The organism is Paenibacillus bouchesdurhonensis (assembly GCF_900155685.1).
Lineage (GTDB): Bacteria > Bacillota > Bacilli > Paenibacillales > Paenibacillaceae > Fontibacillus > Fontibacillus bouchesdurhonensis.
The window spans coordinates 4,606,312-4,620,018 of record NZ_LT732548.1 but is presented as its reverse complement, the minus strand read 5'-3'; the positions used below and the strand labels follow the sequence as shown (position 1 = coordinate 4,620,018).

Here is a 13,707-nt window from a genome sequence, read left to right as displayed (position 1 = left end):
GGGGGAGGAAATCTACGGTTCATCGAGGGTTGTAATACTTGTGCCATGTTCAATTGCTCTGAGTTCAGGCATGCTGGGAGTATGGAGTACGGCTGGTTCAATTGAACGGTCAGGCCTTGCAGATCCAATTTTGTAACTTGCATATACATGTATGCTTAGAAAGGAGAGAAACACATGTCTGAGCAGCGGCAACAAATATTAGCGCAATTGCGGCGAATTGAGCAGGAAGAGCAGGTGCGGATTTTATATGCCTGCGAGTCGGGGAGCAGAGCATGGGGCTTTCCTTCAAAGGACAGTGATTATGATGTAAGATTCATATATGTCAGGCCGATGGAATGGTATTTATCGATTTTTGAAAAAAGGGATGTCATTGAGCGCCCGATCAGCGATCTGCTCGATATTAACGGCTGGGATTTGAAAAAGGCACTGAACTTATTCCGCAAATCCAATCCGCCGTTATTGGAGTGGCTGCAATCGCCCATCGTTTACATGGAGGATTATTCTGCGGCAGAGCAAATTCGCAATCTCTCTTCGGCAACATTCTCGCCGAAGGCCTGCATGTATCATTACTTGCATATGGCTGAGGGGAACTATCGGGAGTACTTGCAGGGGGAACAGGTGAGGATCAAGAAGTATTTCTATGTGCTGCGGCCAGTGTTGGCCTGCCAGTGGATCGAAAAACACGGCACGATGCCACCGATCGAATTTACTACGCTTACAGATGAGCTGTTGCCGGGAAAAGGCGAGCTAAAGGAAGCCGTCGATTGTCTCCTCGCGCGCAAAAAATCCGGCGATGAAATGGATTATGAACCGCAGATCCGTCCGATTAACGCGTTTTTGGATGAGAAAATTCAGCATTACAAGCAAGCTGCGAAGGGAATGCCATCGTCTGCTAACGAACAAGATCGTCAACTCGACGAACTGTTCCGGACGTTAATAAAGGAAGCTGGGGGTAAGGCCGGAGGAGGAAGTAATCACGAGGAACCGGCGGAGATGTGAGCATGAAGTAATCAAAATGACAAAAGATCGTAGAATCATGGAATAGAGGAGAGAGAGCATCATGGCATATCAGAACATTGATGGTGTGCGCGTCTGGGGGAAGCCAGACGAAGGAGCGGTAGCTCAAGCAAAAATGTGTGCAACAACAGGGAATGTTGTGCAGTCCCTGCTGATGGCAGATCATCATAAAGGCTACAGCCAGCCGATTGGCGGTGTTGTCGTGTATGACGGGCAAATATCCCCGTCCGGCGTAGGATACGATATCGCTTGCGGGAATAAGGCGGTACGAACGAATCTGTACGCAGGAGACATTCGGCAGGGACTTGGGAAGATCATGGATGAAATCGCGAAGAAAATATCGTTTGGGGTCGGCCGGGTCAACAAAGACAGGCTCGATCATGAATTATTCGATGATCCGGATTGGAGTGTTTATCAGGCTTTTGGCCAGCAGGAGCATGACAAGCTGAAGGCGCTGGCCCGCAGTCAGCTCGGCACGGTAGGCAGCGGCAACCATTATGTCGACCTATTCGAAGAGCCGGAGACGGGGCGGCTATGGGTCGGGAATCACTTCGGGAGTCGTGGCTTCGGTCATAAGACGGCCAGTGGATTCATGAATCTCGCAGCGGGCAGACGCTTCACGGATAAGGCGCCGGGCGAATCGATGGACCAGCCGCCGCTATTGCTGGATTTGAACAGCGAAGCTGGCGATATGTATAATCGGGCGATGAAGCTTGCTGGACGTTACGCCTACGCAGGGCGGGATTATGTCATGCAAGAGGTGCTGTCCATTCTCGGGGCAGAAGCGGATTTTGAGGTGCACAACCATCATAACTATGCTTGGAAAGAAGTGCACAATGGGAAAGATGTCGTTGTTGTCCGCAAAGGGGCAACGCCGTCCGCTCCGGGTCAGCTTGGCTTTATCGGCGGGAGCATGGGCGACATCTCCGTCATTGTTCGGGGGAAGGACACGGAGGAGAACGGAGATGCCTATTACAGTACGGTGCATGGGGCAGGCCGCATTATGAGCCGAACACAAGCAGCAGGCAAAATGAACTGGAAAACGCGCAGCCGAAGGGGCGGACAGATTACTCCGAAGCAAATGCTGGATGCTATTCGGGAATTCGGAGTAGAACTGCGCGGTGCGGGAACGGATGAAAGTCCATTCGTCTATCGCAAACTGCAAGAGGTTCTGGATGCGCACAGCGAAACGCTTGAGGTGCTGCATGTACTTAAGCCGATTGGGGTATGTATGGCCGGGGCAAACGAATTCGACCCCTACAAAGATTAGCGAACGGCATAATATTTCGGAGTTACACGCGAAAGAAAGGTGCTGTCCGGAAAGCTCAGTGAAAACTGACGGCCGGACAGCATCTTTGCGTCAGCTCTAAATTATTATGTCGTTTTAAAACTCGACTCCGCGAATTTTGGAGAAGATCATCGTGCTTCTTAAAGTGCCATCCGTGTCGGAGGAGTCGTTTCGCAGAATGCCTTCCAGTGCAAAGCCGAGACGCTGCGCTACTTTGGCGCTTTGCGTGTTGCGTTCATCGCAGCGGATCTCGATGCGATTGGCTTGCAGCTCTTGAATGGCGTAATTTGTAATGGCATCTGTAGCCTCTTTAATGAAGCCTTGCTTACTGAAGGAGGTGCGCACCCAATAGCCAATTTCGAATTTGCGAGCCTCCCAGTCGATCCGGTGAAGACCGCTGCAGCCGACGAGCTGGCCGGTTTCTTTTAGAGTAAGAAGCAGCATGAGATCGGTTCGTTCCATAAATCTTAGGTGGGCGCGCCGGACGACGCTTTCCGAGTCTGCGGGCGCAGGCAGCGCTTGTGCCCAGGGCATCCAAGGACGCAATTGTTCGAAGCTCTCTTTAACGGCTTCGTTTAACTCGGTGCCGTCCCCCCATTTGGGAGCCCGGATGATCAACCGTTCGCTTTCGAAACAATCAGGGATATCTAACAAGAGTGGATTTGTTTTGTTCATGCTCATAGGAGTGCCTCCCGTGAATATTTTCCTGTAAACATAGCATAGGAGGAGCTCTAGGAACAAGATGTATCGTTAATCGTTCAACAGTTTTGGCTAAATATACTATAATTAGTTGTAAGCATGTGAGAATACATCAGTCATAAGTACTTGAGAATACACATAATGAGACCTAGCGGGTGAGAACAATGGCACAGAAAATTATCGGTGTACTAACTCCTGTTCTGGATGGCTTCTATTACGGAAAACTATTAACAAGTATTTCTCGAAAGGCTAAGGAGCTTGGTGTGGGTGTATTAGTGATCGGTACATCCGCACGCTATTATTCGGATTACTATGCCTCTGATTACGTGGATGGCTGGATCGTCATTATGGATGCCGTCGATGAGGGTTATATTCAGCATTTGCGAAGTTTGGATAGGCCGATCATTGGAATCAATACGCTGATTGATGTCGACTACAGGGTGACGATCAACAATAAAGAAATTATGAATACAGCCGTTGAGCATTTGTTAAGCCATGGACATACCCGAATCGTTTATATAGGAGATACTCGCTTTTACGATGCTAAGGAAAGATACATCGGATTTATGGAAGCGCTTCGAAAGAATGGTCTTGATAGTGAGGGCAATGTTTTTTTTGACATTATGCAAATGAATACGTTGGATGCAGCGGTGACTTTGGCAGAACAGGGACATCCATTTTCAGCGGTAATTGCTGTAAATGATATCATTGCCATTGAACTCATCAATCACTTTAAGGCGCTTAATATTAATATGCCTCAAGAGATTGCGATCGTGGGTATCGATGATGTGCCCATGGCCCGTTCGATTAACCCTCCTCTAACTACATTTCAAGTGCCAGTGGATGAATTGGGATGCCAAGCAGCGGAGCTGCTGGTGCAAGTCATTCTAGATCAAGATATAGAGATTCCGCCACAGCTTTCGGCCAAGCCCGTCTATCGAAATAGCTGCGGCTGCCATGCTGGCGTAAATATGCAGGCTATAGTGGATCCTGCGGACACCATTCAATACTTGAACAATATGATGTCGCGCAACTTTAACCTTGGCGTTCTTATGCAAAGCTATAAGAATAATGAAACTAAAGAAATGGAATGGCTTATGCATACTCCTTTTCGAAGAGGAGTAGTAGGCCTAAACGACCCGAAATCTAAAGATGCTTATCGTGTATATCAGTTTAGTCTGGATGAGGATAAGGGAAAGAAAGAGATGAGGCATGTTCCTTCGTCCGCTTTTCCTCCTCGTGAGGTGTGGGAAGATCCATCTTTTCTGGGAAAGGAAAATGTAATGGTGATCGTTCCGATTGCACAGGAGGAACTTATTCTGGGGAGTATGGCGCTGGTCGGATTGGGTGATGTGCCTACACAACTTATGCCATTTAATACGACATTTCAGTTGGCTAACTTCTTTGCCTCGGCCTTGCTGCGGGAAGCGATTTATAGCGAGCTCCAGTCCTATTCCGAGCAGTTGGAGATCATCTCCAGTCTTACGCATGACGGGATTTGGGAGATCGATGTAGAACATGGCGAGGTAACTAGCAAAGGAGGCATCTTTAAAGCCCTTGGTTATACAAAAGCCGAAATTCCGATGACTTTGGATGCTGTGACGAATATAATTCATCCAGAGGATTTGCAGAAGGCAAGGGCCGAATTCATTCGACATTTGAGCAAGGAAATGCCAGCCTTTGAGGTAGAGTTCCGCTGCCGCCATAAGCATGGCCATTTTATATGGATTCAAGTCAACGGGAATGCGCAATTCGATAGCGCAGGAAGAATCTATCGCGTCGTAGGCTCTGTTAAAGATATTACGGAGAGAAAAAGAACGGAAGAGCGCATTCATCAACTGGCCTACTGCGACCCATTAACCGGGCTGGCTAATCGATTAGCCTTTGAGCAAAGATATACTGTACTCTTGAATGAAGCTAAGGCAAACAACAGCAGACTCGCGGTTCTTCTTTTGGATTTGGATCGATTCAAGCTGATAAACGACAGCTATGGCCACCAAGCGGGAGATCGGGTGCTTAGATATGTAGCCCAGCAGGTAACCTCACAAATGAAAGCGGATGATTTGGTAGGACGTCTTGGCGGGGATGAATTGGAAATCGTAGTACCCAATGTGCAAGATGCGAGAGAGGCTGTAGAGATAGCGGAAGAAATACTGGAGCGGTTAAGGGAGCCGTTCTTCGACGGAGAGCGGGAGTATTATATTTCGGGGAGCATTGGCATCGCGCTATATCCCGACCATGGGGCTGACGTTGAAACGCTTAGCAGACATGCGGATCTCGCCATGTATCAAGCCAAAGAGGTTGGGGGGAATTGCCAGGTGTTTGTTCCAGGAACCAAGATCCCTAGCAGCCATCTATTGGATATTGAGATTGATTTACGCAAAGCGCTAGCCGGCAGGCAGCTCATTGTATATTATCAGCCGCAATATCATTTGAATCAGGGTAAAATACTTGGCGTTGAGGCGCTCCTCCGCTGGGATTCTCCAAAGTATGGGCTTGTTAGTCCAGAGGTGTTCATTCCGATTGCTGAAAGCACGGGGTTGATTATTGAGATTGGAGAGTGGGTGTTAAGAGAAGCCTGCCGATTTAGCAGCTCCTACAAGCACCAAGAGGGCGATGCTCTTAAAGTATCCGTTAATATATCAGCACGTCAGCTAAATCATGCTAACTTTGTAGATGCAGTAAGGCGTGTACTAAATGAAACTGCCTGCGACCCTTATGATCTTTGCCTGGAGATTACAGAGAGCATGATGTTGACGGATATAAATTACAGTATGAGAATAGTGAGGGAACTGATTGATCTGGGAGTGGTTGTTTCCATAGATGACTTTGGTACTGGCTACTCTTCGTTGTCGCTGCTCAAGAGCTTTCCGATTTCGGAGCTTAAGATTGATAAATCCTTTATTAAAGATATGACCGCAAGCGAAGAGAACACAGCCATAGTTCATGCTATTATCAAAATCTCGCAGATTTTGTCCCTGAAGGTAGTTGCGGAAGGGGTGGAAACTTTGGAGCAAATGCATCTTCTAAGGGAGCTTGGCGTGGACAATATCCAAGGCTACGTTATCAGCAGGCCGATGCCGCAGGAAGATATGATATTATTCTTGAAAGATTTCGATAGTGAGGGTCAACGATGAACAAGACAATTGGAATACTAGCGCATGTTGACGCCGGGAAAACGACATTCTCGGAGCAGCTGCTTTATTATACGAAGAGCATTAAACAGCGGGGGCGTGTCGACCATAAGGATGCCTTTTTGGACAGCCATCAGATCGAGCGGCAGCGGGGAATTACGGTGTTTACGGATCAGGGGATGTTCAGCTATGGCGACTCCCGTTACTATCTCATCGATACGCCGGGACATGCTGACTTTTCTCCCGAGATGGAGCGGGGGATTCAGGCGATGGATTATGCGGTGATCATCATCAGCGCCGTCGAGGGAATCGAGGGGCAGACGGAAATGGTATGGGAGCTTCTGCGCAAGCACGGCGTTCCCTGTTTCTTTTTTATCAATAAAATAGATCGCATAGGAGCAGATGTCCAACAAGCGGTGCGGGATATTCGGAGCACCTTCGGCGTGGACGTATGTGATATTACGGATGCTCTAACCGAAAACGGAGCTATGAACGAGGAGCTGGCGGAGTTTGTGGCCGAGCGAGATGAAGCTCTTCTGGAGCGGTATATGGAAGCCGGTTATGACAGAGAGTCCTGGCTTGCTGTGCTGCGGCGCCTGATCCAGGACAATGCCGTATATCCTTATGCGTCCGGCTCTGCGCTGCAAGGAATCGGAATCGAGAGCTTTCTGCAGAAGCTGGATCTTCTTAGCATCACCGATTATTCTAGTGAAGAACCATTTTCCGGCCGGGTCTATCGGATCCGCCATGACGAGCAGGGGACGAGAATCACTTTTGTCAAAGCGCTGGGCGGGACGTTAAAAGTTAGGGATACACTACAGTACGGCGATGCGGAGAACCCGGTGAGCGAGAAAATAACCCAGATTCGTGTGTACAATGGCCGTGAGTTTAGAGCAGTGGAACGGATTGAGGCGGGGGAGTTGTTCGCCGTCACAGGTCTATCTATGGCTGCGGTGGGCGATGGATTAGGAAATTTAAAGGAAAAGTCCGTCTACGAGCTGCTGCCGACCTTGAAGTCGAAGGTAATCCTGGAACCGTCAGTGAACAAGAAGGAGGCTTTGCGATACTTCAAAATATTGAATGCCGAGGATCCTTCATTAAATGTGCTTTGGGAGGAAAGCCTGCAGGAAATCCAAATTCACGTCATGGGGAGAATTCAGCTTGAGGTATTGGAACTGCTCATTAAGGAGCGGTTTAATTTAACTGTATCGTTCGATAAGCCTGAAATTTTATATAAGGAAACGATTGAGACGGAGACGATAGGCTATGGTCATTTTGAACCGCTAAAGCACTATGCCGAGGTGCATCTTCGCATACAGCCGGGCGAGCGGGATAGTGGAATCCAGTTTGAAAATGCTTGCCATGCCGACGATTTGTCCTTTGGTAACCAGAATCTTGTTCGGCACCATCTCTTTGAAAGGGATCATCACGGCCTATTAACAGGCTCGCCGCTGACGGATGTGATCGTAACGCTGCTTACCGGGAGGGCTCATAATAAGCACACGTCCGGCGGCGACTTCAGGGAAGCGACCTATCGTGCGTTAAGACAGGGGCTTGAGAAAGCAAATAATCTGCTGCTGGAGCCTTATTATCAATTTAAAATTAAAGTTGAGCTGGATCAGCTGGGGCGAGTTATTTCGGATCTCCAGCAGGCTCATGGGAGCTATGATGCTCCCCGAACGGAAGGGGACAAGGCGATTTTGACAGGAAAAGTACCCGTTGCCACCTTTATGGATTATGGCAGCGAGCTGGCCTCGTTCACTCATGGGAGAGGGGCGCTAAGCTTAACGTTCGCTGGTTATGATCGGTGTCATAACGAGCACGAGGTCATTGAACGGATCGGCTACAATAAGGATGCCGACCCGGCGTATTCTTCATCATCGATATTTTGCGCCAAAGGGCAGGGGTATACGGTGCCTTGGGATGAAGCGGAGGGCAAAATGCACTGCTTGTGATGATGCTACAATAATTGATGGAAATTGTATCTTTGTTGATGATCGTTCAATCTCTTCTCGTAGAAGAATGATATAATGATATGAAGTAGTGCAAAAATTTATATCAACATTGCAATAGATACACAATTCAGCCAAAGAAGTGATGACACAGGTGAATAGTATAGGGCCAAGAATACGACAAGGCAGCGCATCCTTATTGAATCGTTATTTTACCGGAACCTCGATGGATTATAAGCAAATCATCGCGATCATTATCCCTATTTTTGTAGACCAGGGGTTTATCGTATTAATGAGTCTGCTAAATACAGCGATGATCAGTTCTTCCGGGGTGGCAGCCGTCAGTGCAGTGAGTATGGTGGATTCGCTCAATATATTTTTAATCAATGTGTTCGTGGCCATAGCTACCGGCGGTACCGTCATCGTTGCGCAATATAAGGGCAGCGGCAATCAGCAAATGGTGTCAAAAGCGGCTACGCAGGCCTTATCCGCTGTGGCGGTGATCTCTGTGCTGATCAGTATTTTGATCATTGCTTTTCATACGCCTACCTTGAATCTATTATTTGGCAAGGCGGAGGCTGAAGTCTTCCAGAATGCCAGAATATATTTGATCGGGAGCTGTATTTCCTACCCATTCATTGCGATATTCCAAGCAGTGAACGGTGTGCTTAGAGGCGTGGCGGAGACGAAGGCCAGCTTGAACCTGTCTTTGATCATGAATATTACCTTTCTATGCTTAAACATACTATTGATTACAGTTATGGATTTAGGCGTGATCGGGCTCATTATTTCTTTGCTTCTGGCCCGGATTCTGGGCATGATCTGCTCGCTCGTTTACTTGTTGAAATATAACACGACCCTGCGCGTAAAGTTGAAAAATACGCTGAAGTTTGATTATTCGATACAGAAGAAGATTATGTTCATCGGCCTTCCGTTTGCCGCAGAGCAGATGTTCTTCAACGGAGGCAAGCTTCTAACGCAGACCTTTATCGTGCAATTGGGGACGCTGGCTATGACGGCAAATGCCATCAGCGGCTCGATTTCGCTAGTCTTTCAAATCGGAGGCGGCGCGCTTAGCATCGCGATTGTAACGGTGGTCGGCCAGTGCATCGGCCAAAGAAATATCCAGGATGCACGGAAATTCATTAAGTCGTTCTTAGGGCTATCGACGGTACTGTTTGTAATTGCATCGCTCATACTACTGCCTTTGTTTCCGCTAATGGTGCGAATGTTCTCGCCTCCGGTGGAAATTATTCCTACGATATTCGGGTTGATTTTGCTCATTGCTATAGCACAGCCATTTTTATGGTCGTTTAGCTTCGTTCTACCGGCAGCCTTGCGTGCAGCGGGAGATTCCAACTTTACTTCGGTCACGTCCCTGCTATCGATGTGGCTGTTCCGTGTTATTTTGGGATATATTTTGGGGGTTACACTCGGTTTCGGCATCATGGGCGTGTGGGTAGCTATGGTCGCAGAATGGGGCATTCGCGGACTAGTTTTCGCCTGGAGATTCAAGGGAGAGAAGTGGTACGCGCATAAATTGATCTAATGCAGCCAGGAACGCTGTAATGTAAGATATAGATTGGTAATGTTACGATTGTACCGTTAATGTTTGGTTTGCGTAGAGCTTTAGGATAATTCCTGAGGCTCTTTTTTTGCGATTTCTTGTTGCTTTCTTGTTCTATTTCGAACTGCATAAGCTGGACTAAAGTTTATAAGAAATCCCTTTTCTATTTGTCTGTTATGATAGGGGATGGGGGAGGAGAGGTTGCGATATGAAGCAGCATGATTTTACGAGTGGGAATATTTGGAGGCAGCTTGTCACGTTTTCCGCGCCGCTGCTGCTTACGAATTTACTTCAGGTATCTTATCAATTCATCGATAGTCTGTGGGTCGGCAATTTGCTGGGAACCAATGCGCTGGGAGCTGTGGCAATATCTAGCACGGTCATATTCACGGTTCTGTCCTTCATCATCGGGGTCAATAATGCGGCACTCACCGTTCTATCACAGGTTAAGGGCAAACAGGACGAGCAGGGTTTAAAAAGCTATGTGAATGCATTTTCCATTATTCTAGGCATGATCGCTATCGTGCTAGGCGTGATCGGATTTGTATTTGCGGAGAAAACTCTGCTTCTGCTGGGAACGCCAAGCGAGATGATTCCCATGGCTACAAGTTATTTGCAAATCAATTTTTTGGGCATTCTGTTCTTGTTCGGCTATAACTTTATTAGTACGGTGTATCGGGCGCTTGGCAATAGTAAAACGCCGCTGCGTTTCGTTATGATTGCGGTGGTCTTGAATGCGGTGCTCGATCCACTGTTTATTTATGTATTTCAATGGGGGATTCAAGGCGCGGCCTATGCTACGGTCATTGCCCAAGGAGTGGCCTTCTTCTATGGACTTGTGCTGAGCATACGCCGCAAGTTCATTCCGTTCTCGATGCCTAGGTGGCCCAAGAAAGCGGAAGTTACGCTTATATTAACGCAAGGTATTCCTTCCGGCCTGCAAATGATGGTCATTTCTGCGGGTTCAGCGGCGATTATGAGCGTCGTCGCGTCGTTTGGAAAGGATACGGTGGCTGGCTTTGGCGCGGCGCAGCGTCTGGATAGCCTCATCATGCTCCCGGCTCAAGCACTTGGCGTGGCTGTGACAAGTATGGCGGGACAAAATATTGCAGTGAAGCAGTGGCAGCGCGTGCGAAAAATTACGGGGTATGCGATTTTGCTTAATTTAGCGATCATGCTATTTATTTCGTCCATCATTTTTATTTTGGCTAAGCCGGGAATTGCCATGTTTATCTCTGAGCCGAGAGCGGTGTCCTTTGGAGCCTCTTATGTGCAAATGATTGCTTTCTTCTATCCCTTTTTGGGATTAAACTTTATCTTTAACGGCGTAGTGCGGGCTTCGGGAGCAATGCTGCAGGTGCTTGTCCTCAATATCATCTCGTTCTGGATTTTACGGTATCCGCTGACTTACGTCTTTGCCGGTCTGCTTGGCGAGAAGGGAATTGCGGCAGGTTTCGGCTTAAGCTTCATGATTAGCAGTGTAATCTCTTATGCCTATTACCGATTCGGACGCTGGCGGACGAAGAACCTGTTCATAAAGACCGAGACTTAAGGTTTACAAGGTTGTCATATAGTTCCGATATACTATACCTTCTAAAGTACTTTAATGCTATAATATCTTAAAATTTACCTAAAAGGTGGAAGGAGAATCTGATGAAAAAGAAGAAATTAGCTCTTATCCTCGGTGGAGCTATGTTGTTATTCGGCGGCATGAGTTTGGGGGCTGCGGCTAGCTCTCAGCTTCAAGAGGTCAAGGCATTTCTGAATGGAGGCATTAAAGTTAGAGTCGATGGAAATATCGCTCAGCTTAAGGATGCAAACGGCAAAGCCGTGCTGCCGATTACGTATGATGGTACTACATATCTCCCTGTAAGGGCTGTAGCAGATGTACTGGGCGTAGCTGTGAAATACGATGCCCAGGCCAACGAGGTGCTCTTGGGAGAACAATCGGAAGGTGTTCCGATCAAGCGGGAGGAATTTAGTAATACGTTGTATTCCAAGGATCCGAGCCACACCACGCTTAATGGGCAGGATTATAAAGAGGTGCTTTACAGTGCCCCTGGGAAGAATATAAACTACACGGCCTTAACTCCGAATGGAAAGTACACGAAGCTGTATCTGCAATTCGCGGCAATCGACAAGGACGTGGAACACATAGAAATTAAAGACCTCGACAAAAATGCTCTGTTGAAAAAGGTGGAAGGGATTACGCCGGAAAACGGGATGCAAACAATCGAAGTCGACATCACTGGTGTGAAGACCATTACAATTGATATTAGGAAGGATAGGGATGCGGGTTATATGATTCCTTTGACAACTTCCTACTATAAATAAAAAATTGAGAGCTTCGCCTTTATGAGGAGCTTCAGTTAAACGCCTTCTGCTAAGTGAGCAGGGGGCATTTTTAATGCTTCATGTTCTATGTTCAATACCTTTTATGGCAGGGAAAAAATGCGTAATATGTGACTTTTGTAATTGATGAATAGTGTGTCATGGGGATTAATTCCCTGGACATTGGTTTGGTTGACAATGAAAGAGTTAGTCGTAAAGGGCTGATTTCCGACAAATTTAGAGGTTTTATCGCAATATTGGCGAAATTTCGTTAGACAAAAGATCAATCACAGTGAAGAAGGAGAAGGCGGAATGAAAAATTTTAAAAGTAAATATTACATACTCTTTGTCGTTCTGGCTATGCTTACGGGTGTTTTTGCATGGCCGCAGGGGAATCTGCAAGCTGCAAATGCTAGCGATTCATTCATTCAAGAAATAAATAAGCAGTATACGACGATTCGCGATGAGTTCAGAGGTCAGTATGAATCCGATTTGAAACAAATTCAGGGAGATTTTGAACAATTCTTGCAGAAATCCAGAGAGGATCAAAGTACGCTGGAGAAGCTCCTGGATGATGATCTGGCTTACCTGACACAACTGCTGAAGGAGGATCATAAACAGCTGCAAGCGGCTTATGGCAAGCAATCTGGCTATCAGAGCAAATTGCAGAAATACGAACGGGCGATTAATCCGCATTACTCTTCCGGCCCGTTATGGAGATATAACAAGGAAAGCGACAAGAGCTATTCCTCGAGTATCCACTGGAAATTCAACAATGAAATTAACCCTAACTATTCCAGCAGCCTGATGTGGAAATACAGCAACAATGTCAATCCCTCCTATTCCTCAAGCATCATGTGGAAATATGCGAATACGATGAACCCGAATTATAGCAGCAGCTTAATGTGGAAGCTTGATAATGAGAGCAATCCCTCCTATTCCTCGAGCACAATGTGGAACTATGCACGAGGCGGCATTAGCCTGACTACGGCGAAAGACAAAATGGCTACGATATTCGCCAACGCGAGAAAGGATCTTCAGGCATCCCGGGATCAATCCGTAGGCGAGATGAATAAGCTTAAGGCAAATACGGAATCGTCCATTATCGCATTGCGCAATAGCAGCGCAGAGAAATTGCTGCAGCAGCGGGCCAGCAGCCTTGCAGAAATATCGTCGATCAGAGAACGAAATTTCGGCAAAGGCATTACGCCGAATAAGCTGCAAATCAGCTTCGATAAGATCAGAGTCATCATTGATGGGGAAGTAATGGCCTTTGAACAGCCGCCAGTCATGAGAAATGGCAGTACGCTTGTACCGATGCGCGCTATATTCGAACGTCTGGGCGCTACTCTGAAATGGAACGCTCAGACCCAATCCGTTGTCGCAACGAAAGATGACACAAGAATCGAGCTAACCTTGGGCAGCAAAGCTGCGAAGAAGAATGGACAGGTAATTAACCTGGATGTTCCCGGGCAACTGGTGGGCTCGCATACGATGGTACCGATCCGCTTTATTAGTGAATCGCTAGGAGCTAGCGTGAAGTGGGATAGTGCAACGCAGACCGTCTATATTACAACAACGGCCGCGGAGTCTGGAGACATCATGCCTTCCGAAACGGAGGAAGCGGTACCTGGAACAGGAAGTGACAGTACAACAATAGAATAAAATAGTTGAACAGCCCCTGAGCAGAATCATTGATCCTTGCTTGGGGGCTGTTTG

At 47.3% G+C, this 13,707-nt stretch carries 9 protein-coding genes; 8 read left to right on the top strand and 1 reads right to left on the bottom strand.

What is annotated here, in order from left to right:
• Positions 1-174 precede the first annotated feature (174 nt).
• Both CZ379_RS24960 and CZ379_RS24955 read left to right on the top strand, forming a co-directional pair.
• Positions 175-999, top strand: coding sequence for a nucleotidyltransferase domain-containing protein (locus CZ379_RS24960; protein ID WP_110934098.1), 825 nt, complete (start codon positions 175-177; stop codon positions 997-999).
• A gap of 61 nt (positions 1,000-1,060) precedes the next feature.
• Positions 1,061-2,287 (top strand): RtcB family protein, encoded by a 1,227-nt coding sequence (locus tag CZ379_RS24955; protein WP_110934097.1) that lies wholly within the window; start codon positions 1,061-1,063, stop codon positions 2,285-2,287.
• A gap of 114 nt (positions 2,288-2,401) precedes the next feature.
• On the opposite strand, the gene CZ379_RS24950 is transcribed toward CZ379_RS24955, so the two are convergent.
• Positions 2,402-2,986 (bottom strand): GNAT family N-acetyltransferase, encoded by a 585-nt coding sequence (locus CZ379_RS24950; protein ID WP_110934096.1) that lies wholly within the window; start codon positions 2,984-2,986, stop codon positions 2,402-2,404.
• 182 nt (positions 2,987-3,168) lie between these two features.
• On the opposite strand from CZ379_RS24950, the gene CZ379_RS24945 reads away from it, so the two are divergent.
• The 6 genes from CZ379_RS24945 (at position 3,169) to CZ379_RS24920 (ending at position 13,653) form a co-directional block, all read left to right on the top strand.
• Positions 3,169-6,141, top strand: a complete 2,973-nt coding sequence (locus CZ379_RS24945) for an EAL domain-containing protein (protein ID WP_110934095.1) — start codon at positions 3,169-3,171, stop codon at positions 6,139-6,141.
• Complete coding sequence (locus CZ379_RS24940) at positions 6,138-8,093, top strand: elongation factor G (RefSeq protein ID WP_110934094.1); 1,956 nt, start codon at positions 6,138-6,140, stop codon at positions 8,091-8,093. The genes CZ379_RS24945 and CZ379_RS24940 overlap by 4 nt, the downstream gene beginning before the upstream one ends.
• A 142-nt stretch (positions 8,094-8,235) precedes the next feature.
• Positions 8,236-9,639 (top strand): MATE family efflux transporter, encoded by a 1,404-nt coding sequence (locus tag CZ379_RS24935; protein ID WP_110934093.1) that lies wholly within the window; start codon positions 8,236-8,238, stop codon positions 9,637-9,639.
• A 226-nt stretch (positions 9,640-9,865) separates the two neighbouring features.
• Complete coding sequence (locus CZ379_RS24930; RefSeq protein WP_110934092.1) at positions 9,866-11,209, top strand: MATE family efflux transporter; 1,344 nt, start codon at positions 9,866-9,868, stop codon at positions 11,207-11,209.
• Between the two features lie 101 nt (positions 11,210-11,310).
• On the top strand, positions 11,311-11,991 hold the full coding sequence (locus tag CZ379_RS24925; RefSeq protein WP_110934091.1) for a stalk domain-containing protein: 681 nt from the start codon (positions 11,311-11,313) through the stop codon (positions 11,989-11,991).
• 309 nt (positions 11,992-12,300) lie between these two features.
• Positions 12,301-13,653: a copper amine oxidase N-terminal domain-containing protein gene (locus CZ379_RS24920; protein ID WP_110934090.1), complete on the top strand. Its 1,353-nt coding sequence runs from the start codon at positions 12,301-12,303 to the stop codon at positions 13,651-13,653.
• Positions 13,654-13,707 lie beyond the last annotated feature (54 nt).